The sequence below is a fragment of the Sinorhizobium chiapasense genome, from assembly GCF_036488675.1.
Lineage (GTDB): Bacteria > Pseudomonadota > Alphaproteobacteria > Rhizobiales > Rhizobiaceae > Sinorhizobium > Sinorhizobium chiapasense.
In genome coordinates this window covers 472,275-494,062 of the sequence record NZ_CP133148.1, presented here as the reverse complement: position 1 = coordinate 494,062, position 21,788 = coordinate 472,275, and the positions used below count along the sequence as shown (strand labels likewise).

Sequence of the window (21,788 nt, the reverse complement as noted above, 5' to 3'; positions counted from 1 at the left end):
TCAGGACCTCTTCAGCTTGGGGTCGAGAGCATCACGCAGACCATCGCCCATGAGATTGATTGCGAGAACAGTCGCGAGAATCGCAAGGCCGGGGAGCGTCACAACCCACCAAGCACGCAGAATGAATTCGCGAGCTTCCGCAAGCATCGTTCCCCATTCCGGCGTCGGCGGCTGCGCACCCATGCCGAGAAAGCCGAGTGCCGCCGCGTCGAGGATCGCACTCGAAAAGGAGAGCGTCGCCTGAACGATGAGCGGCGCCATGCAGTTCGGCAGGATGGTCTTGAACATCAGCCTCAGGTGGCCCGCGCCGGCGACCTTTGCCGCCACGACGTAGTCCCTGGTCTTCTCCGTCATCACGGCTGCCCGGGTCAGCCGAACGAAATGCGGCTGGAACACCAGCGCGATCGCGATCATCGCATTCGTGAGACCGGGACCGAGCACGGCGACCAGAACCAGCGCCAGCAGCAGCGACGGAAACGCCAGGATGATATCCATGATCCGCATGATGACAGTATCGACCCATCCGCGGAAATAGCCGGCGATGACGCCGATGAGGATGCCGCCGATCAGCGACAATGTGGTCACGATAACGCCGACGAACAGCGAAAAGCGCGTGCCATAGATGAGGCGCGAGAGCATATCGCGGCCGACGGCGTCGGTTCCGAGGAGGAAGGCCGCGCGACCACCTTCCTGCCAGAAGGGCGGAAGCAGAACCGCCTCGCGGAACTGGATGGTCGGATCATGCGGCGCTACGAGCGGGGCGCATATGGCGAGCACCACCAGAAAAAGGAAGAAGAACAGACCGATGACGGCGCCGCGGTTCTCCGAAAAATAGTACCAGAACTCGGCAAGCCTCGCCCGGCGGGACGGATCGGTCGATATGGGGCTTGTTGCAGTAACTTCAGTCATATCGCCCTCCTCAATGCCGGATACGAGGGTTGATGAGGCCGTACATCAGGTCGACGGCGAGGTTCACGAGCATGATGACGGCGGCGATGATCAGGAGCCCGCCCTGGATGACGGCATAGTCGCGGCGGAAAACCGAATCGACCATCCACTTGCCGATGCCCGGCCAGGAGAAGATCGTCTCCGTCAGGATGGCGCCGGCCAGCATCACGCCAATCTGGAGACCGATCGTGGTCACGACCGGAATCATTGCGTTGCGCAGGGCATGGATGCCCACGACGCGGAACGTGGGAAGCCCCTTGGCACGGGCCGTCCGCACATAGTCCTCGGAAAGAACCTCGAGCATCGCCGAACGGGTTTGCCGCGCGATGACGGCAAGCGGAATGGTGCCGAGGACGATCGTCGGCAGAACGAGATGGTTGAAGGCGGACTGGAAGGCACCCTCCTGCCCCGACAACAGAGAATCGATCAGCATGAAGCCGGTGACCGACGGAAAGAAGAACATCAGCGAGATCCGTCCGGACACCGGCGTCCACTGCAACATGCCGGAGACGACGATGATCAAGAGCAAGCCCCACCAGAAAATCGGCATCGAGAAGCCGACGAGCGCCGTCCCCATGATGATCTGGTCGAATATGGAACCGCGTTTGATCGCCGCAATAACGCCCGCCGGAATGCCGACGACAACGGCGAAAATGATCGCGCACAGCGAGAGTTCGACTGTCGCCGGGAAGAGTTCCAGGAACTGATCGATCACTGGCTTCTTGGTAACGATCGAGGTGCCGAAATCCCCATGGAGAATACCCCAGAGGTAATCCAGATACTGCACGACGATGGGACGGTCGAAGCCCAATTGGTGAGAAATTTCAGCGTGCCGCTCCGGCGACATCACCCGTTCGCCGGAAAGCAACGCCACGGGGTCGCCCGGAAGCAGGCGGATGAAGGAGAAGGCGATGATGGAGACCCCGATGAATGTCGGGATCAGCACTGCCAAGCGCCCCAGAAGAAATCGGAACATAGTCAAACCTCTGCCAATCGTGGCCGCGAACTCCTTGCGGCAGCACTGGCAAAAAGGAAGAGGGGCGCTCGCCCAACGGCAAACGCCCCCTTCGGGTCAGTCGGTAAGATTACTCTACAATGTCAACGCCGTCGAAAGCAAAGTCGCCGAGCGGGCTCTGCACGAAGCCTTCGACGTTCTTGCGCATCGGGACGATGGAGAGCGAGTGGTCGAGCGTTGCCCAGGGTGCTTCCTTCTTGAAGACTGCCTGAGCCTGTTGATAGAGCTTGGTGCGCTCTGCAACGTCGGTCGCTTCCTTGGCCTTGGTCACCAGGTCGTCGAACTCCTGATTGCACCACTGAGCGCGGTTGTTACCGCCGACAGCGTCGCAACCGAGCAGCGTGTCGAGGAAGTTGTCCGGATCACCATTGTCACCGGTCCAGCCGAGAATCACGGCACCGTCGCGGTCCTTCGCCTTCGACTTCTCGAGATATTCGGCCCACTCGTAGGAGATGATCTCGACCTTGACGCCAATCTTGGCGAAATCGGCCTGGATCAGTTCGGCAGCGCGACGCGCGTTCAGCATGTACGGGCGCGCAACCGGCATCGCCCAGACCTTCATCGAGAGATCCTTGACGCCGGCATCCTCGAGCATCTTCTTGGCGACTTCCGGCTCGTATGTGTCGTCCGCGATGTTGTCGTCATAGGACCACATCGTCGGCGGGATCGGGTTCGTCGCCGGGGTAGCCTGGCCCTGGAAGACGGAATCGACGATTGCCTGCTTGTTGATGGCCTTGTTCAGCGCCTTGCGGACCTCAGGCTTGTCGAAGGGAGGCTGCGTCGAGTTGTAGGCGAGATAGGCGACGTTGAGGCCGGCCTGCTCCATCACCTTGAGGTTCGGATCGGCCTTCATCGCCTCGACATCGGCCGCATTCGGATAAGGCATCAGATGGCATTCGCCAGCCTGCAGCTTCTGGAAGCGCACGGCTGCATCCGTGGTGATCGCGAAGACGAGATCGTCAATCTTCTGCTTTCCGCCCCAATAGTCCGGATGAGCCTTGTAACGAATGACCGCATCCTGCTGATAGCCGACGAAGGCGAACGGACCGGTGCCGAGCGGCATCTGGTTGAGCTGGTTCATCTTGCCTTCGGCCTGCAGCTTATCGGCATATTCCTTCGACATGATCGACGCGAAGGGCATGGCGAGGTTGGCGAGGAACGGTGCTTCCTTGCGCTTCAGCTTGATCTTCACGGTCATGTCGTCGACCTTCTCGATCGACTCGAGCACGTCAGGCAGACCCATGCCGGCGAAATATTCCCAGGAACCGCCGGTCACGTAGCCATGCCACGGATTGTCGGACTTCCACTGACGCTCGAGCGAGAAGACGACGTCGTCGGCGTTCAGTTCACGGCTCGGGGTGAAGAATTCGGTCGTCTGGAATTTGACGCCCGGACGGAGCTTGAATGTGTATTCGAGGCCGTCGTCAGAAATCGTCCAGCTTTCAGCAAGCCCTGGTTCGGTCTCCGTCGTGCCCTTCTTGAATTCGAGAAGGCGGTTGTAAACGGTGTGCGCGGCAGCATCGAACGTCGTACCGGCCGTGTAGAGGCCGGGATCAAAGCCTTCCGGTGAACCTTCAGAGCAGTAGACGAACGTCTTCGACCAAGCCGAGCCGGCCATCAGCGTGGCAAGCGCCGTCGCTGCGAAGAGAGTAGTGAGCTTTTTCATGAGCTTGCTTCCCAGATTTGTTTTTTGTTCTCGTATTTGCCTGACGCGGAATGACGTTTGCACCCGGTCAAGGGCGGATGGAACGACATTTGGCGTCGCAATGCAATAAGTCACTGCAGAAATTTGTCTATGCGAAAAATTCTTCCTTAAGTAGAGCTCGCGCAACTGTCCACGATTTCCAACACGAACCCCGTTTCGGCGGATCTCAGTCTTCGAGGCGCGTTTACCGCCCGGACAAAAGAATTGACAGCGCTTTCGCACCCGGCGCGCCAGAAAAACGCACCGTATGCGTTGGTCAACCGCGCGAGTATCAGCACGTCGCAGGGCTCGAAAGTCGTCGGCCGGGCCCGGTGAACCCCAAAATAGTGCAGTAGAAACGCAAAGCCTGTCGTGCAATAGAATGTGTACGGATTTCGGGGGAACATTCGGCGTGGGTGATATCCATGTAGAGGATTTGGCCGCCAACATGGAGCCGGTGTCCATGTCAGGCTGGTCGGCAAATTGCCGCGCGGCAATGGGGAGATAGCCGGCGCGTGGCAGTCTTGCAGGAAAATCACAGGCGATACGACCTTCACGAGGAGCTGGAGACGGCTCTCAACCGCGTGGATTTCTTCCGCATTTTCCACACATTGGCGCTGCGTTTCGGCTTTGGGCATTTCGGCATCCTGCAACTCGGCAACGAGAATGACGCCTGCATGCTTTCCAGCCGACTGGTGCTCCACGACCTCCCCTCCGGCCTCGCCGAGGAATACGACAAGCGTCACCGTTTCGGTGATTCCATCGTCTACAGGGCCTTGCATGCGTCGAACATTTCGTCGGTATGGCGCGCGGATGATCCGACGCTGGGACCAGGGCATGGCCTCATTTCCCAACTCGGTTTCGACCTGTTGCTTTGCGTGCCTGTCAATGCGGCAACGACGGGATCGCGCTACGCGGTCCTCTTCCTCGGCGATGGCGAAGACATCGAACAGGCCGAGCACTACGAGCTATGCTACAGCGCGGCATCTGCCTTCGACTATTTCTATCGGGCGACGCTCGCCAACAAGGCTGGCATGGGCCTGACGCCGAGGGAAACCGAAATACTCAAGTGGATTTCGCACGGAAAGACGGCGAGTGAGATTGCCCTGATCGTCTCGGTCTCGGAACACACCGTGAATTCCCATACCGCAACGATCCTCAAGAAACTCGATGTGGTCAACCGGACGCAAATGGTCGCGAAAGCGATACGAGAACAGATTATCCAATGACGTTACCGGCGCGGCCGGGAACGCCACGCGAGCGGCATGCCTCCCGCATGGACCGCCGATCAATCAGGGATGTGAACGGTCATGACACGGAAAGCCCACATCTTGCTCGTTGACGACAACCCGGCGGAAAACCTCATCCTCAGCGGACTGATCAGGAAAGTGGACAGCATCGACATCGAACTGCACTACTGCCGGACCATGGACAGCGCGATCGCGTTTCTTCTTTCCGGCAAACCGGTCTCGATGGTTCTGCTGGACAATCTCGTGCATCCTCGCGGTGATTTTCGCGAGACCGTTCCCGCACTGAGGCATCAGGGCTTCATCGGCCCAATCGGTGTCATATCGTCCTCGCCGGGTGACCCCTACTTCCAGAGCCTGGAAGAGTATGGCGCCGATTTCCGCATCGACAAATCGGAAATCGACCCGACGGCGATCGAGTTCATCCTAAGGGAATATTTGCCGGAGGAGTAAGGGCGGCCGGCCAGACAGCCGCCACGAGGGGGCGGAAAATCAGGCCGCCGAGGTGCGCACCTGTGCCGGCTCGTCAAGGCCGAGAAGGAAGTTGATCTGCGGCCGGGCCTTGACCAGGTCGTCGATCGAATAGCCTTGAAGCACTTCGAAGAAGGCATTCAGCGCCTTGCGCAGGGCGGCGTTAAGGCCGCAGCTATCCACCAGCGGGCAATCGATCTCACCGGCTTCGAAGCATTCCGCCATGGCAAAGCTGTCTTCGGTAACCTTCACGACGTCGAAGAGGGTGATTTCGGATGCCGGCTTTGGCAGCCGTACACCGCCATTGCGGCCCCGGACGGTTTCCACCAGGCCCGCTTTGGTAAGCGGCTGCAAAATCTTGAACAGGAACAACTCGGAGACACCGTAGGCCTTGGCGATCTCAGGGATGCGGCTGAGCTTCTCGCCGTTCGCAGCACAGTACATCAGCATGCGAACCGCGTAGTTCGTTTGCTTCGTCAGACGCATAATTCACTCCGGAATCGAGAAATTCATCTTTTCATCATATAGGACGGATCGCAGTTTGGAACAATTCCAAAACGGCAAAAAATCACTTCTGGTTGACGGCTATGTTTGACTGTTGACTGTCCGTGCGCGCGGCGTCAAAAAGATGACCGATTTTGTTAAGTTACGTCAAAACGAAACGGAGGGCACCATGTGCATGTCAAGAGTGACGATCGGAGCACTGTCGGTAACGGCGACGCTGTTTGCTTCGACCGCACCGGTCTGGGCTGATGGCGAAGTCAACATCTATTCCTATCGCCAGCCGGATCTGATCCAGCCTCTGCTGGACGCCTTTACCAAGGAGACCGGCATCACAACCAACGTGCTCTTTCTCGACAAGGGCCTTGTCGAGCGCATTCAGGCGGAAGGCGCAAACTCCCCTGCCGACGTTATCCTGACGGTCGATATCAGCCGCCTCACCGAGGCGAAGGACGGGGGCGTTACCCAGCCGGTCATCAACGAGACGATCAACAAGGATATTCCGGCGCATTTTCGCGATCCCGACGGCAACTGGTTCGGCCTCACGACGCGCGGCCGTGTCGTCTACGCCTCGAAGGAGCGCGTGACCGAGAACGACATCACCTACGAGGAGCTCGCCGATCCGAAGTGGAAGGGCAAGATCTGCACGCGCGACGGCCAACACTCCTACAATATCGGCCTCTTCGCCTCGATGGTTGCCCATCACGGCGAAGCCGAAACGGAGAAATGGCTGACGGGTCTCAGAAACAACCTCGCCAAGAAGCCGGACGGCGGCGACCGTGACCAGGCGAAGGCCATTCTCGCCGGCGAATGCGACCTCGCCATCGGCAACACCTACTACGTCGGTCTCATGCTGACCAACGAGAGGGAGCCTGAACAGAAGGAATGGGCCGCAGCGATCAAGGTCCTGTTCCCGAATGCCAAGGACCGCGGCACCCATGTCAATATCTCGGGCATGGCGCTCGCCAAGAACGCGCCGAACAAGGACAACGCCATCAAGCTGATGGAGTTCCTGTCCGAAGGCGAAGCGCAGAAGATCTATGCCGAGCAGGTTTTCGAATACCCGGTGCTCGCAGGCGCCGAGCCTTCCGGGGTCGTCAAGTCCTTCGGAACGATCAAGCCCGATACGCTGCCGCTTGCCGACATCGCGGCCAACCGCAAGAAGGCATCGGAACTGGTCGACAAGGTCGGTTACAACGACGGCCCGCAGGATTGAGCGCAAGCCGATTTTACAGAATGTGGACAGCGGGCCTTGGCCCGCTGTTTTCGTTCTGGGTAGGGCTATGCGCGCCATGGCAGGATGCGGGCGGAAAACCGCACACACATTTCCTCATCCCGCTCTGGCGCGCAACTCCGCGACATAATCAAGGATCGTCTTGCGCCGCTCGGGCGTTCCGGGATGCGTCGAGAGAATGCTGGTATCGCCGTGATCGTCGAGCTTCTCTTCGAGCAGATCGAAAAAGCGGGCGATCGCCGTCGGATCTCGGCCTGCCTTCTGCATCAGTTCGACCGAGTGCCTGTCCGCCGCGCCTTCCGCACCGCGGGAATAGGAAAGCGAGAGAAGACCGGCACCCTGCACCAGCACATCTTCCGCGCCCGAACCAATGTCGCCGCCAATCATCATGATGAGGCCGGCAACACCGGCCGCGCGATAGATCTGCCTGAGGCTGTGTTCGAGTTCGACATGGCCGATCTCATGCGCCAGCACGCCGACGATCATTTCGGGATCGTCGCCGGCAAGCTCGACGAGTTCGTCGGTAACGATTAGCGTGCCGTCCGGCAGCGCGAAGGCGTTCGGGCCGATCGGTCCGCCCTTGCGGAAATTGAGCGTGTATCCGGCCTCGCCGCGGCTGGAGCGTGCGGCGATCGCCTTGAAGCCCTCGCGGATCCTGTCCTGCCGCTCGGCCGTCAGTTGCGTCTGGTCGAGCAGCGTGCGGTCCATCGTTTTCATGGTGCTCGCCGACATGATCTTCGGCACGATCGGCGGAGTGACCAGCACCGCGATCTCGACGAGCGCCGGCACGGCGTAGCGGTAGATCGCAATGCTACAAAGCACGGTCGCGGCGATAACGGCGATGAGGCGCGGGTGAAAGCGTTCCAATTCGTGAATGAAGCCGACCCGTCCCTTCTGCTTCAAATAGCGATCGACCGCATCGTTGTGCGTCGTTTCGAAAAGCGATCCGTCGGCAAACTCGACGCGACGCGGGATAGCACCGACACGTGCCGAAATGTCGACGGCAGCGAAGGCGCCGCCTGCGAGTTTGGCACCGGATGCATCGATCGCCGTGATCTCGCCGCCATCGTCGATCAGTTGCGAAGGCACCGAGCGGGTTGAACCGGCCGGGTGCCATTCGCCGGGGGCGATGTGGACACTGCTAGAAGCCAAAATCAAAACCTTCGAAGTCAATGAACTCGGCCCCCACAGCTGAGGCCTGTTCTTCAATGTCGCTCACCAGCGTACCTACGACCCCGGAAATGGCGACACCGGTCCGAGTCCATGTGTAACGCGCCATACGCACCGCCGCCCAAGGGCGCATCAGGCCCAACGTCACAATGGTGACAACGACGTTCGAGATCGCGATCCAGGTGTAGCGCCCTCGCGACAAGCCGCTGAAGAATCTGTGTTTTCCGTCAAAGACAGTCGAATTCCAGACTGCATTGCGTACGGCGGCGCGGTAGAACAATGTAATAATGCCATAGAAGGTTATAAATCCGGCGTAGCTGGAACCAATAGAGAACCACAGCCATATCGAGTTTTCCGTCGGCTGGCCCAGCGTCCCTGTCGCGCGCAATGTTCCCATAACAATCGCGGTGGCCAGGAGAGCGACCGCCAGTGCAAGCCCCAGGCCGAGGAACAACCCGCGATAAAGCGGCGCAAGCGGCGGATCTGTCTGGAAGGCCCTTCCGCCAAAGCGCAGGTTTGTTCCAACGTAACGACCAACCCACCGGCTGGCGAGCGGCGCCAGCAGCCCCAATGTGATGAGAGCGAGGAAACCGCCGAGGATAAACGCCTTGAACGCGCCACCTGCGCCACCCACAAAATCAAAGCGGACATTGCGATAGCTCGTCACGCGCGCATTGAAGCGCAACCCTCTCGCGACAAGCCAGGGCAACGCCGCGAGAACCACGACTGTTGGCAAGAGCACGAGCACCGGTGCGAGTGTGGCCACCACATTGAGCACCACCAGTGCTCCGATCACGATGGCTCGTCCGATGAGTATCTGCTTGCCCTTCGCATGATATTCAAAGGCACGGCCAAGCAACACGGTGTTGCCATAGAAGTACCTGTTGCGGCGAACCTTCGCCCAAGCCGAATAAATGCCGAGCGTGACAATCGTCAGCAGGATATTGACGATCCAGATCCCGAAATATTCGCTGGCGCTGCCGGCAAAGGACAGGCGCTGAAAGTCGCCTGCCGGCGAGCGCCCGAAATTGTTACGACGATCAAGATATGCCGGCGATATCGTTGGTGGCTCGCTCAAAGCCATGGTGTTCCCCTCGCTCTAGTTTCGAAACGCCAGGCGAAGAGATGTTCGCCCGGCGCAGCTGAATTGCATCGACGCGTCAATGGCCACTATCCCCCGATAGTCCCTGGCCGCGAATCTCCGCTCGATGCAGCAACGTTAGTTGTACCGCCTCAGCCGATGCAACAAAAAAGGGCCTCCCGAAGGAGGCCCAGACGGGAGGATCGTTGTGTTCCTCACTTCATCGTCGGGATGGAGAACTCGGCACCATCCTTGATGCCGGACGGCCAACGAGAAGTGATAGTCTTCGTCTTGGTCCAGAACTTGAACGAGTCCGTGCCATGCTGGTTGAGATCGCCGAATGAAGAGGACTTCCAGCCACCGAAGGAGTGGTAGGCGAGCGGAACCGGGATCGGCACGTTGACGCCGACCATGCCGATGTTGATGCGGGAAGCGAAGTCGCGCGCCGCATCGCCGTCGCGGGTGTAGATTGCGACGCCGTTGCCGTATTCGTGCTTCATCGGCAGTGACAGCGCTTCCTCGTAGTTCTTTGCACGGACGACCGAGAGAACCGGTCCGAAGATTTCCGTCTTGTAGATGTCCATGTCCGGGGTGACATGGTCGAACAGGCAGCCGCCAATGAAGTGGCCGTTCTCATAGCCCTGCAGCTTGAAATCGCGGCCATCGACGACGAGCTTCGCGCCCTGCTCGATGCCGCTATCGATCAAGCTTCTGATGCGCTGCTCGGCCTCCTTGGTGACGACCGGCCCCATGTCGGCCTTTTCGTCGGTATAGGGACCGACGCGCAGGCTCTCGACCATCGGCACCAGCTTGTCGATCAACCGGTTCGCGGTTTCCTCACCTACCGGAACGGCGACGGAAATCGCCATGCAGCGCTCGCCGGCGGAGCCGTAGCCCGCACCGATCAGCGCATTGGCGGCCTGATCGAGATCGGCGTCCGGCATGATGATCATGTGGTTCTTGGCGCCGCCGAAGCACTGGGCGCGTTTACCGTTCATCGCCGCGGTGCCATAGACGTAGCGGGCGATCGGCGTCGAACCGACGAAGGAAACCGCGGAAATATCCGGGTGCGTCAGGATCGCGTCGACCGCGCCCTTGTCGCCATTGACCACGTTGAGCACACCCGCGGGCAGACCGGCCTCGATCATCAGTTCGGCGAGCCGGATCGGCACGGATGGGTCACGCTCGGACGGCTTCAGGATGAAGGCATTGCCGCAGGCGATCGCCGGCGCGAACATCCACATCGGGATCATGGCCGGGAAGTTGAACGGGGTAATGCCGGCACCGATGCCGACCGCCTGGCGGATCGAGTACATGTCGATGCCCGGACCGGCGCCCTCGCTGAACTCGCTCTTCTGGAGATGCGGCACCCCGATGACGAATTCGCAAACCTCAAGGCCGCGAACAATGTCACCCTTGGCATCTTCGATCGTCTTGCCGTGCTCGCGCGAAAGGATCTCGGCCAGCTCGTTCATGTTTTCGTTGAGCAGCTGGACGAATTTCATGAAAACGCGAGCGCGGCGCTGCGGATTGGTGGCGGCCCACTTCGGCTGCGCGGCCTTCGCGCTTTCGACCGCTGCGGCGAGCTCCGCGTCGCTTGCCAGCGCCACGGTCCCCTGAACTTCACCGGTCGCAGGATTGAAGATGTTGCTGGTGCGGCCACTTTTGCCGGCAACACGCTCGCCGTTAATGAAATGTCCGATTTCGTACATTGGTGCTCCTCCTGATCTTGATTGTGGTCCCATGATCGCACTACGATTTGAACAATTCAATTTCCGATATTCAGGAACCGTTGTGCAAAAACTAAAGCCCATGGAGCTGCGGCGTGGACTGGGACGATGTCAGAGTGTTTCTCGCGGTGGCGCGAACGGGGCAAATTCTCGCCGCCTCCAAGAGGCTCGGCATCAATCACGCCACCCTGAGCCGCCGAGTGACGGCGCTTGAGGAAACACTAAAAACCAGGCTTCTCGTCCGCCGTCCGAGCGGCTGCGAGCTGACGGCGGAGGGGGAAGTCTTCCTTGCCGCCGCCGAACGCATGGAAACCGAAATGCTCGCGGCGCAATCGCAGATCGGCAGGATCGACACGGCGATCGCCGGCACGGTGCGCATCGGCGCGCCGGACGGTTTCGGCGTCTCCTTCCTGGCGCCACGCCTCGGGCGGCTTACGGCGCGTTATCCGGAGCTCAAGCTGCAGCTCGTTCCGGTTCCGCGTTCCTTCTCGCTGTCACAGCGTGAGGCCGACATCGCGATCACCATCGAGCGCCCGGAACAGGGACGTCTCGTTTCATCCAAGCTGACCGATTATACACTGGGGCTCTACGCATCGGCAGATTATCTTGCCCGCCACGGTACGCCACGAGCGATTGACGATCTCAAGGACCATCGCCGGATCGGCTATGTCGAAGACCTGATCTTCACGCCTTCGCTCAATTTCTCCGCCGAAATCATGCGCAGCTGGGACGCTTCTTTCGAGATTTCCAGCGCCACGGGACAAACGGAAGCCGTCCGTTCCAGCGCCGGGATCGGCATTCTGCACAACTACATTGCCCGCCAGGTTTCCGAGCTCAAACGCATCCTGCCGGAAACGACCATCCGGCGCGCCTATTGGACGACCTATCACGAAAGCGCGCGCGATCTCGTGCGCGTGCGCACCGTCGTTTCGTTTTTGCAGGAGCTGGTGGCGGCGGAGCATCAGATCTTCGATTAGACGCAGGGCCAGTTGCGTTGTAGCGACTGAGTAAGGGACATCCCGACACGTCACCCGAAAGGACGATGTGACAGGGCAACGCCAATCTGCTAATTAGAACAACCTAAAATTGACCGCCGAACCACCAAATCCCTTGGTTACCTGCGCAACATAGTTGAGCTGGGCGCGACCCGGCATGGGGGAAACATGGCTACTGTTACTTATTTCTTCCCAGGTGGAATATATCCAAACCAGTACAACCCTCCGATAGCAGGCTTCGACGACGTTAACCCTGCATTCTCACAGCTGGTCGACATGAGCACGTCTACGCGGTTGACCACGGGCAGCACACAGGTCCTTTACAGTCTGGGCAATGGCCTGAAGCTAAAGCTTGTTGGATCAGGGTTCGCATTCGACGCTAACGGATATCCGGTTGCGGGCACGATCTCGTCCATACAGGTGCTGCAAAACAACGGGACGACGCTGGTCCAGGCGATAAGCGGTCTGAGTCTGTCGCTCGAATTGTTTCAAAACGGTATGACGGCTTTCGACAATTTTCAGTTGGAAGAGTGGCTATTGCGTGGGGCAGATACGCTTAATGGTTCGGCGGGCAGCGATGAGTTGAATGGTCGTGCTGGCAACGACATCCTGAATGGCAATGATGGCGACGACTTCATTACCGGAGGGGTAGGAGATGACACCTACAACGGCGGCGCCGGCTTTGACACCCTCAATTTCCAAGACGCCTACTTCACCTCGTCAGCCTTTCGCGGCATCAGTCTCAACGCATCCACCGGAACGGTTATCGACCCTTACGGTCTCTCCGAGACGTTCAGCAGTTTCGAGGATTTTCGGGGCACACAGTTCGCCGACACGTTTATTGGAGCGGCAATCGACGAAGGCTTCATGGGGCTCGGAGGAAGGGACACGATCAATGGTGGAGGCGGTATCGACACGGTGAGATATCACCGGGATGCCGACAGGGGCGGCAGCCTCGGTGTTGTCGTGAACCTTACCACCGGAGTTGCCAGAGACGGTTTCGGCACGCAGGATACCTTGTCAAACATCGAGAATGTGCGTGGGACAGATTTCGCCGATACGATAGTTGGCAATGCTGTTTCAAACGTTCTCAGAGGCCAGGCAGGCAATGATTCCCTCAATGGCGTCGGCGGCGCCGATGAAATGCGGGGCGGCCAAGGAAACGACACCTACTTTGTGGACAATGTCGGAGATGTAGTCGACGAAAGCGCCGACAACGGCGCCGGGTCAGATACGGTTCGTTCCTCCATATCGTTCAATCTCGGTAACGCTGCCGTCGTCCGTGGCAGTGTCGAAAAGCTCGCCCTGCTCGGCACCGGCAATATCAGTGGCGCTGGCAACGGCTTGAACAATAGCTTGAGCGGGAATTCCGGCAACAACAGCCTCAATGGCGCCGCCGGTAACGACTTGATCAACGGCGGACTCGGCAATGACCTGATCAATGGTGGGCTCGGCAATGACAGCCTGACGGGCTCGACGGGCCTGGACACATTCTTCTTCAACAGCGCGCTGAACGCCACGACGAACGTCGACACGATCAACGGCTTCACCGTCGCAGACGACACGGTCCGGCTGGAAAACCTGATCTTCTCGGCCATCGTCGGTACCGGCACGCTCACCGCGGTCCAGTTTGTCAAGAATACTACGGGCCTCGCTGCTGACGCCAATGATCGGATCATCTATGAGAGCGACACGGGAAAGCTGCTTTACGACAGCAACGGAAATGCAGCGGGCGGGTCTGTACATTTTGCGACGATTGGGACCAATCTTGCGCTTACCGCCGCCGATTTCTTCATCGTCTGAAGTAAGCGCAGGCGCGGTTTTCGCCGCGCCTGCGAAACTCATGAGGAACTCCGCCTCCCGCCGCACACTGTTCGCGGCACGCCTGCACTTGCATGCATGCAAGGTCCGACGATCCGCTTACCGGAGTTGCCCTTCAATCAAAGAGACGACAGGATGAGTTGAAAAATGGTACGGTTGGGTGGTCTCGAACCACCGACCTCAGGTGCCACAAACCTGCGCTCTAAGGAAATCGGCCCTTTGTCAACACTGACTCGATTACCTAGAAATATCATGGTGATACCAACCTAACCTATTGTCAACACTGAATAATCGTCCGTCACCAGAACGCTTGAAATTCCAAAATCTGTTAACCATAACTCGGAAGAAGCCCGGAAATGCGGGCTTTGAATTTGCATTGTCAACACTGGAAAAATGTTATGGAGATGTTATAGAGCCGAAACCATAACGCTTCGAGGACTTCCGAGATGGCATCGACAAAGCTTTCAATCACCACCGGCTTCATGAAGAGCTTTCTAGCCGATCCCTTCTCAGAAGGTAATCGCATCTACACCGACGCAGAAACCAAGGGCATGGAGCTTCGCGTCCAAGGAAAAAAGGCGGCATGGATTTCACGCTATAAAGGCCGGATGATTACGCTCGGATACGCAGCCGTCCCCGATCCTAAAAAGGAGAGATGGCTGTTGCAGTCGCCGGTGTATGCCCGAGCCCTGAATGACCACATTCGATATTTGATCGACAACGATGAAGAATTGATCGATCCGTTCCTCCTGAACTATCATGCAACCGCAGACGAAATCGGTAGGGCTGATATTCGGAAGGCTCAAGCCAAGGCTGAGGAAGTTGTCGCTAGAGTTCGTGGCGAACTACAACATGAAAATGCATGGACCCTCCAGCAGGCCGTCGACAACTTCATAGAAAAACGCTCGCGAGACGGCAAGAAGAAGGCGATCAAGGCGTCCTACGCCGACGAAGTGCGGTCCGTGTTCGCCCGCAAGGAGTTCGCCGACATCATCAACGCTCCGATCACGAAGCTGAACTCAACGATCGGCGAAAACATCCGAGACGCTGTCGAGAAAAACTCGGGCATCTCACCGAGTAAAAAGGCCGTCTCACGACTGCGGGCGGTTCTCACGTACACATACGAAAACCATCGTGGTCAATCAGGCCTTGAGGGTCGGGAACCGTGGTGGCTGATGTTGTCGACGGATACCGTCATCAAGCCACGGAAGCGCCGGCCAGAAATCGAAGGCATCGGAAAGACCCTCGCCCTCGCCGCTTACTTCCTCGATCACCGTCTACCGGGTCGTGTCGGAGTGCAGCACGGCCTCCGCGATAATGTCTTCGCGGCCTTCCTGTGGATCGTCCTGTCCGGGCAGCGGCAGGGCGCAGGGCTCCAGCTTAAAGCGGCGAACCTGACACTCTACCCCGGTCGCGAAGAGGACGGTTGGTACCTGGCTCAATGGGATGAAGGTATCCAAAAGAACGGTAGGTGCTTCGCGCTGCCTATTCCGCCGAGAATGGCGACCGCCCTTCGCTACTACGTCGACAAGGCAAAGCATACGGGTTCTTCCGGATGGGCTTTCCCCTCCGAGGATGGCGACGACGTGCATGTTAGTCGGTCAGCAACACTCGCGGTGCTGCGTCGTCTTGCTGCCCGAGACAATCTTATGAAAGGCAAGCAGGAAGCCGTCGATCTTCTCGCCCTCAATGGCGTGAACTATTTCTCCCCTCACGATCTGCGACGCGCGATTACGAAGACAATGGACGAAGCAGGTATCCCAGGGGGCGCATCAGCGGTTTTGGCACACACTATCGACGCCGGCAAACAAGAGAAGGATATGTCCCCCGAGGAGCTTGCGGCTTGGGTTCGGAATCGCGTCGCAGCGATCACGGGAGACAGCTACGGCGACATCCAGCACCTCGACCTCAAGAGCGAGGCGATGCTGGTTTGGACTGACGCCGTGCTAGACGCCTGGAATCAGGTGCGTGACGAAGGCATCGTTGTGGACCAGAACGGCACGCTGGTAGCTATCGACCTGTTCGATCCCGAGGAGCCTGAAAAGGAGAAGAAGGCGGCTTAGGCCGCCTCCGCCAGCCATTCTGGCACGGATTGCAATGCCGGTTACCGGGGCCGTCTGACAGCAAGTTTTCGTCGGCAGTCCAAGCCGCAAGGAACGCTTCGAACTCGGCGTCACTTTCGATGCCGAGGATATCCCTCCCGTCCTCGGCCGACATTTTGCCTTCCGAAACCCACCGGGCGATATCTCCTGGACTGAAACCGACCGGCATCTCGTTGATCATCAGAATGCGATACAGGTCGCCATAGCTCCGAGCGCCGACAAGCCCGCGCGCTATAGTGCCGCTGACCTCGAACCTCTGCCAAACGTCGACAACGGCAACACCCGTGGATACCTCGTCGCGCAGCGCATCGATCATTATCCGTCGCTTGACCACGCCATCGCGCCTCCAACGGTGCTGCCCCCATAGTTTGATGTCGACGACCTCTTTCTTCCGTCCGCATTCCCGCACGTAGGCCCGCGCGGCCGCCCGGATTTCGGTTGCTCGCCGGCTTCGCTGGTCGAGAATGAGGCCGAGGTCGGGGTCACCGTCGGTCAAAATCGAGCCTCCTGAATTGATCGCGCACCGCTTCATCGACGCCTTCAAGCCAGGAGCCGCCACGCCACCAAACTAGCCGATCGTGGACCTCGTCCAGGTAGACGCGGTGATCACGGTCATCGAGGCAGACACGGACGACGATGTTCGCGACCGGGAAAAGCCGAGAATGCTCGAGGCACACACGGAGATAGTACGCGGCCGCCTCGTTGATGCCGCCTCGATGCTGTTGCCAGACACGCTGCCGTGCGGGTTCGTCGTCTCCGCACGCTGCGCAGCGGACACGAGGACGCGCGGTCGTGATCAGACGTCCTTGACATCCGCACATCTCACATGCACTCGCGGAGGCATCTGTCGCCACACCGGTGATCGCATAGACGCGACGCATTGTGGCATCGTCAAATAAAGACCGAGCGGCATCGGTTGCGATCGTCAGCAGTCCGCTACGTTCCGAGACCTTACGGATCGTAACCTGACCGTCCGTGAGGTCTTGGATTCCGACGAGCGCCTTGCCGACAAGTTGGTGCCAACCGTCGCCGACGCCAAGCGCGACGTCATCTGCGAGGATGCTGAGGACCTCACGGCGAATTGCGATGTCGTTTTCGAGGCGCATCAGTGCAGGCCCGCTTTGACAGCCGCCCGCGCGCTTTCGACGATTTCCCCGATGCGCGTCAGGCCGTCGGGCGGCATAAGATGAGGCACAGCGCCGACATCGAAGACCAGCCCGTCGCAGTCTCGAATTCCGGTCACGATCATGAACGCTCGGATGTCCGTTGGGAGATCGCGGAAAGCTGCCAGAGCCTCGTGTACAGCCGGCATCCAATGCTCCGGGATCACTACGGAAGCCGCGGGGCTGATGATCGCACCGTAAAGCTCATTCAGGTCATTCCCAGTCATCAAATCATTCCCTTCATGAGTTCGTCGAAGCTACGCGGCGTGTAGTCGACGTCGGGCATGTCGATCCCGACATCCCGAGACAGCCCCTGTCCGGGGAGCTTTCCGTGCGAATGTCCGTAGAAATGCACGGCGCCGTACCGCTGGCTCGGCCATACCCGGGCGGCATAGTGAGCCAGGTAGACATCGCGACCGCCGTCCCGAGTGCGTAGCGCATGCTCCGGGCGTGCGGCCCAGTCGAGAGCCGCCAAGGTCGGATGCAGATCGCCGCGCTTGTCTAGGTCATGGTTGCCGATGATCAGGTGCTTGCGGCCCTTGAGGCGGAAGAACAGCGACCGGATGCGCTCGCTGTTGATGCCGAGCTGGAAGGCAAAATCGCCGAGGTGGTAGACAATGTCCTGGTCGCGGACGACGGAGTTCCAATTGGCGACGATGGCCTCGTCGTGTTCGTCGATTGATGCGAACGGCCGAGCGCACATCCTGATGATGCGCTCGTGGCAGAAGTGGGTGTCCGAGATGTAGAACTTTTTCACGAACATGATCCCTCCTCAGATCGCCAGCGAGAGCTGCGGCTGCGCGTAGGCCTCAAGCGTCTCGTGGACCTCGTCCCCGCCGAGCCGGCTGCGGAGGATGAGAACCTCAACGAGTTCGTCGAAAGCAGCGCGATTGTTTTCAAGAATGCCGAGGGCGCGCTCTGCCTGTTCCTGGAGAACGTCTTCGACGCGCCGACGGAGGACGGGATCGAATTGTCGAGCCTGGACCATCGACTGCGGATCGCGGTGTCCGTCCGACCGAAGCGTTTGCCCCATACCAACGCTCGACAGTGCGTAAGTGAGGATATTTGTCGCTTCGGCGAGATCGGCGATTACGCCGTCGGCATGGTTGCCGAAGACCATCTTTTCGGCCGCCATGCCGCCCATAATGTGCGCCACGCGGTCAGCATACCACGCGAAATCTCGTCGGCCGCCGCGCGGCTGCACAGCGGCCGCTCCGGCGATCTCCATCTCAGCTTTGGGATCGCGATCCCGGGTTACGAAGACCTCATGCACCGTCGCCCCCAGGTGCGCCGCGACGACGGCATGACCAATTTCGTGGACAGCGATATGACGGAGGTCATCCTCGGAACGCCGTTCTCGGCGCGGCAGCGCGGCAGCGATATGATGAGGCCGAACTTCCCCTCGCTCGCGTCGAGCAAGCCGACGGGCGTCGCGAGCCAGTCTCGCCAAGTCAGCGCCGGACATACCCTGAGTCTTCCGTTCGAAGAGGCGCAATGGGAAGCCCTCCGCAACGCCGAGGTGCTGGCGCAAGATCGCTTTCCGGGCTTCGGCGTCGGGAAGACCGATTTCGATGTGCCGGTCGAGCCGTCCCGGGCGGCGGAGTGCTGCATCGATGCCCGACGCGTCATTCGTCGCGCCAACCACGATCACGCCCGCGCGCTCGATCGCCCCGTCGAGGGATTCGAGCAAGGCGTTGACGACGCCGCGCATCCATTCGTCGGACCGACCGTGACCGATGGAACCGCGCTGCACAAAGTTATCGATCTCATCGACCAGAATCACAGACGGCGCATGCTCTCGAGCCTCAGCGAATGCCTCGCGCATCGCACGGATGAGATCGCCTTGGTGCCCATCTCCAGTGCCGATCCACGCAGCATAACTGCCGATGACGAGGTGAGCGTCGAGCGTCCTCGCGAGCGCCGCGGCGAACGTCGTCTTCCCGCATCCCGGAGGACCGCTCAGGAGAATACCGTTGTCAACATCGCTCCAGCGGATGACTCCGTTACGCCAGTCCTCAATGTCTTTCGCGAGTTCGAGACCCCAATCCTTCGCGCCGCCGTAGCCGTGCGTTTCGACCAACGGGCGGACATCCGGGACCAGGCGTTCCGATGGCTTCGGGCCCTTCCTGTCCTTTTTGTCGGCCGATTTTTCGCCGAATTCCTTGGCTTTCCGTTCCTCCTCGGCTGCCTCTGCCTGCAGGTGCAGCCGGTGGGTTTCGGAGATCGAGCGGGCAGCGGAGACAGCGATGCGGCGACGACGCCACGGCATCTCCGAAAGCAGGGTGGCCTCATCTGCCGTGATCTCGCGGCCGCATTGAGCCGCCGCGAGGATCACTAGATCGACGTCCAGTTCGGGGCGGATGACCGAGTCAGCAAGCGGCACCGACGAATGTTCGGCATCCGAACCGTCCGCCATGATGAGAGTGCAAGCGGCATCGTCGATCCCGCTCTCGATGCCCATGTTGTGGCGCATGAGAGCCACATCAACATCGTAGGAGGGAGTGATAGCATCGTCTCCGTCCACGACGTCCTCGACGCAAAAATCCATTTTGTCGCCGTTTCCAGGAGTAAGTCCCCGACAGACGCGGAGATCGCGGACGGCAAGAGCAGCAGCGTCCTGCCATACAACGGCGGTAGTCGTCTCTGGCACGATGACTACGTGGATACCTCTCGGCTGATGACCGAGGCCATCGAGGATGCGGTCCACGTGAAGGCGGGCGAGCGTTCGCTCGAAGTCGATGCGAGCCATAATTTGCTCCTGCAAAACACCACGGAAGCTGTCCCCGGGATGGGGATCAGTGCGCTATCCGGGTTATTCGCAGGTCGGTGGTCATGGCTTCGGCTTGTCTCGATCGGTCAACGTGTTTGCAACCTTGCCGCGTGCAGTTTCGCTTGTCAACGCGGCATCCGGGAATTCTGGTTTCTAAAACGCCAATGCGATCGAGTGGTTAACGAGGCGCGATCGATTAGAAATCGATCTCGTCGTCGTCGACCTCGGCGAACGAGGACGGCTTCGGCGGCAGAGGATCGTCCGCGAGGACCACACCGTGGTTGCGGATGAGATCGTCCAGGCAAGGTGCATTCAACAAACGGGCCTCCGTCGGCACCTTAACTCCTGTCGTATGCTCGACGACCTCGACATCTCGCCACTTGCCTGCAATCCCAAGCACCTCGAAGTCGCGTTTGTCGGCCCAGACCTCCAGAACCTCGTCCACGCCGACCTTGTCGATCAGCTCAAGGAAATCGCGGCCGGTCATGCCGACGATGTAATCGTCGGGGTACGACGTCGCTCCGTGAATGTCGGCAGACCAAAGGCCGAAAATCCGGTAAGCCGGCGCTCCAATAGTCGTCTCTGCCTGACGGAACCGCGTCAGGGACGGATAGAGCTTCCGCTTCTTCGCAGGCATCGCGTCGACCACCGCGGTCTGCTTCGTAGCCATCTCTGCCGCAATCCACGCAGGCTTGACCTCGCGGAGCTTCTTCGCGGCCGCGCCGACGACGATCACCAGCTTTCCGTCCTCGAACGAGATAGAGATCGGAAACCGGCGACGGACGCCGCTGATCGCCGACAGATCGTTACAAACGAGTTGCAGGGTCTTGTCCAGCACGGACGCCTGCGTCCGTTCAGGCATTCCGACGAATGCCCGAAACTCGGCCTTCGTCATCTCCGGAACCGACCGATACAAGCGATGCCTGCCCGCCTTCAGGCACAGCTTGAGATAGAGCGGAAACGTAAACTTGGACCCGAACCGCGACATCGCATTCAGATCGACCCAGGCGTAGTCGCGGCTCTTCTCGACCGCGAGCTTCAGGGCGGACGGAAGACGAAAGAACATCTCGTCGACCCCGCGCAACGCAGCGAAATCGTCGGTGTCGTGCAGCAGCGCGATCATCTGCATGCGGATCGTACCGCGCGCGCCCGCCTGGTTCAGGCGGAGTGTCATTGCAGCCGTCGACAGCCGAGCCAGCGCCTGCTTGGCGCGATGGAGGCTGTTGAGCCCGAGGTATTTCACGATGTCGCCCAGCTTGATCGAATGCGTGTCGCGCGAGATGCCCTGCTTCCGCGCCTCGGCGAACAGCCGCCAGAAGGCTGCGATGTCGCCGGCGCGAAGATTGTTCGATTCAATCTGCATCGTCTCGATGACGACCCGCGGGATTTCGATACGAGGAGACGTTGCCTCGTTGTCGAAGACGGCTTCGGCGGACAGATCGCGGCACTTGAGACCGCCGCGCTGATGACCGCGAATAATGTCGTCGCCGGTGGATTTCCAGACGTAGCCCTTTTCCGAGCCGTCTTCGCGCTCATGAACGAACACCGACCCACGCTTGCCGTGCATCTTGTGCCGACGGCGCTTAGGGGCGGTTTCCATTTCTTCGAGCGTTGTGGCTGGCTGATGCACGTCTTCTGTCTCCCTGACACATAGAAGTGTGCTTTTCGGCGCAACATCGCACAAGAGGCACAACGTTATTTTTCGACTGAGGTGGACCTTTTCCTTGCTACGTCAGGATTCACTGAGTGCCGGGACAGGTGGTATAAAATAAATCGACTATACGGTTTTCCTTGGACGCTGGATTTTGGGGAATGGGAGCCTTCAGATAGCGACTGTGAAACCAAGGGTTCGGATT

The 21,788-nt window shown here is 59.5% G+C and carries 19 protein-coding genes; 6 read left to right on the top strand and 13 right to left on the bottom strand.

All coding sequences use genetic code 11. The features are described 5' to 3' along the window. From RB548_RS02235 to RB548_RS02225, 3 genes are all read right to left on the bottom strand, one after another. Positions 1-909 carry an ABC transporter permease subunit gene (locus tag RB548_RS02235; protein WP_331373441.1) on the bottom strand — a complete coding sequence of 303 codons (909 nt, stop codon included), beginning with the start codon at positions 907-909 and terminating at the stop codon, positions 1-3. A gap of 10 nt (positions 910-919) precedes the next feature. Then, the gene (locus RB548_RS02230) at positions 920-1,924 is read right to left on the bottom strand and encodes an ABC transporter permease subunit (RefSeq protein WP_331373440.1); all 1,005 of its coding nucleotides are present in this window, start codon (positions 1,922-1,924) and stop codon (positions 920-922) included. 109 nt (positions 1,925-2,033) lie between these two features. Beyond that, on the bottom strand, positions 2,034-3,629 hold the full coding sequence (locus tag RB548_RS02225) for an ABC transporter substrate-binding protein (RefSeq protein ID WP_331373439.1): 1,596 nt from the start codon (positions 3,627-3,629) through the stop codon (positions 2,034-2,036). Between the two features lie 533 nt (positions 3,630-4,162). On the opposite strand from RB548_RS02225, the gene RB548_RS02220 reads away from it, so the two are divergent. Together RB548_RS02220 and RB548_RS02215 are read left to right on the top strand one after the other, a co-directional pair. Then, the gene (locus RB548_RS02220; RefSeq protein ID WP_331373438.1) at positions 4,163-4,876 is read left to right on the top strand and encodes a helix-turn-helix transcriptional regulator; all 714 of its coding nucleotides are present in this window, start codon (positions 4,163-4,165) and stop codon (positions 4,874-4,876) included. An 81-nt stretch (positions 4,877-4,957) separates the two neighbouring features. Next, positions 4,958-5,347, top strand: coding sequence for a response regulator (locus tag RB548_RS02215; RefSeq protein WP_331373437.1), 390 nt, complete (start codon positions 4,958-4,960; stop codon positions 5,345-5,347). A 39-nt stretch (positions 5,348-5,386) separates the two neighbouring features. Here the strand turns inward: RB548_RS02215 and rirA are convergent, their stop codons facing one another. After that, positions 5,387-5,851 carry an iron-responsive transcriptional regulator RirA gene (rirA, locus tag RB548_RS02210; RefSeq protein ID WP_331373436.1) on the bottom strand — a complete coding sequence of 155 codons (465 nt, stop codon included), beginning with the start codon at positions 5,849-5,851 and terminating at the stop codon, positions 5,387-5,389. A gap of 187 nt (positions 5,852-6,038) precedes the next feature. Between rirA and RB548_RS02205 the strand changes: the two genes are divergently transcribed. Further along, positions 6,039-7,082, top strand: coding sequence for a Fe(3+) ABC transporter substrate-binding protein (locus tag RB548_RS02205; protein WP_331373435.1), 1,044 nt, complete (start codon positions 6,039-6,041; stop codon positions 7,080-7,082). Positions 7,083-7,196: 114 nt separating this feature from the next. Here RB548_RS02205 and RB548_RS02200 read toward each other — a convergent pair whose 3' ends face one another. The 3 genes from RB548_RS02200 to RB548_RS02190 all read right to left on the bottom strand — a co-directional run bounded on the left by RB548_RS02200 (position 7,197) and on the right by RB548_RS02190 (position 11,063). Beyond that, positions 7,197-8,252 (bottom strand): M48 family metallopeptidase, encoded by a 1,056-nt coding sequence (locus RB548_RS02200; protein WP_331373434.1) that lies wholly within the window; start codon positions 8,250-8,252, stop codon positions 7,197-7,199. After that, positions 8,242-9,354: a YjgN family protein gene (locus RB548_RS02195; protein WP_331373433.1), complete on the bottom strand. Its 1,113-nt coding sequence runs from the start codon at positions 9,352-9,354 to the stop codon at positions 8,242-8,244. Before RB548_RS02195 ends, RB548_RS02200 begins: the two co-directional genes overlap by 11 nt. A gap of 212 nt (positions 9,355-9,566) precedes the next feature. After that, positions 9,567-11,063 (bottom strand): CoA-acylating methylmalonate-semialdehyde dehydrogenase, encoded by a 1,497-nt coding sequence (locus RB548_RS02190; protein ID WP_331373432.1) that lies wholly within the window; start codon positions 11,061-11,063, stop codon positions 9,567-9,569. A gap of 113 nt (positions 11,064-11,176) precedes the next feature. On the opposite strand from RB548_RS02190, the gene RB548_RS02185 reads away from it, so the two are divergent. From RB548_RS02185 to RB548_RS02175, 3 genes are all read left to right on the top strand, one after another. After that, entirely contained in the window at positions 11,177-12,058 is an 882-nt protein-coding gene (locus RB548_RS02185; protein ID WP_331373431.1) for a LysR family transcriptional regulator, read from the top strand. Between the two features lie 186 nt (positions 12,059-12,244). Continuing rightward, positions 12,245-13,879 (top strand): calcium-binding protein, encoded by a 1,635-nt coding sequence (locus tag RB548_RS02180; protein ID WP_331373430.1) that lies wholly within the window; start codon positions 12,245-12,247, stop codon positions 13,877-13,879. A 464-nt stretch (positions 13,880-14,343) separates the two neighbouring features. Then, on the top strand, positions 14,344-15,960 hold the full coding sequence (locus tag RB548_RS02175) for a hypothetical protein (RefSeq protein ID WP_331373429.1): 1,617 nt from the start codon (positions 14,344-14,346) through the stop codon (positions 15,958-15,960). Here RB548_RS02175 and RB548_RS02170 read toward each other — a convergent pair. The 6 genes from RB548_RS02170 to RB548_RS02145 all read right to left on the bottom strand — a co-directional run bounded on the left by RB548_RS02170 (position 15,908) and on the right by RB548_RS02145 (position 21,562). Then, positions 15,908-16,543 (bottom strand): hypothetical protein, encoded by a 636-nt coding sequence (locus RB548_RS02170; protein WP_331373428.1) that lies wholly within the window; start codon positions 16,541-16,543, stop codon positions 15,908-15,910. The genes RB548_RS02175 and RB548_RS02170 overlap by 53 nt on opposite strands. After that, the gene (locus RB548_RS02165; protein WP_331373427.1) at positions 16,482-17,105 is read right to left on the bottom strand and encodes a hypothetical protein; all 624 of its coding nucleotides are present in this window, start codon (positions 17,103-17,105) and stop codon (positions 16,482-16,484) included. Before RB548_RS02165 ends, RB548_RS02170 begins: the two co-directional genes overlap by 62 nt. Then, entirely contained in the window at positions 17,105-17,389 is a 285-nt protein-coding gene (locus RB548_RS02160; protein WP_331373426.1) for a hypothetical protein, read from the bottom strand. Before RB548_RS02160 ends, RB548_RS02165 begins: the two co-directional genes overlap by 1 nt. Further along, positions 17,389-17,925 carry a metallophosphoesterase gene (locus RB548_RS02155; RefSeq protein WP_331373425.1) on the bottom strand — a complete coding sequence of 179 codons (537 nt, stop codon included), beginning with the start codon at positions 17,923-17,925 and terminating at the stop codon, positions 17,389-17,391. The genes RB548_RS02160 and RB548_RS02155 overlap by 1 nt, the downstream gene beginning before the upstream one ends. Positions 17,926-17,934: 9 nt before the next feature. Continuing rightward, positions 17,935-19,911 (bottom strand): AAA family ATPase, encoded by a 1,977-nt coding sequence (locus tag RB548_RS02150; protein ID WP_331373424.1) that lies wholly within the window; start codon positions 19,909-19,911, stop codon positions 17,935-17,937. Between the two features lie 217 nt (positions 19,912-20,128). Further along, positions 20,129-21,562, bottom strand: coding sequence for a hypothetical protein (locus tag RB548_RS02145; protein WP_331373423.1), 1,434 nt, complete (start codon positions 21,560-21,562; stop codon positions 20,129-20,131). Positions 21,563-21,788 lie beyond the last annotated feature (226 nt).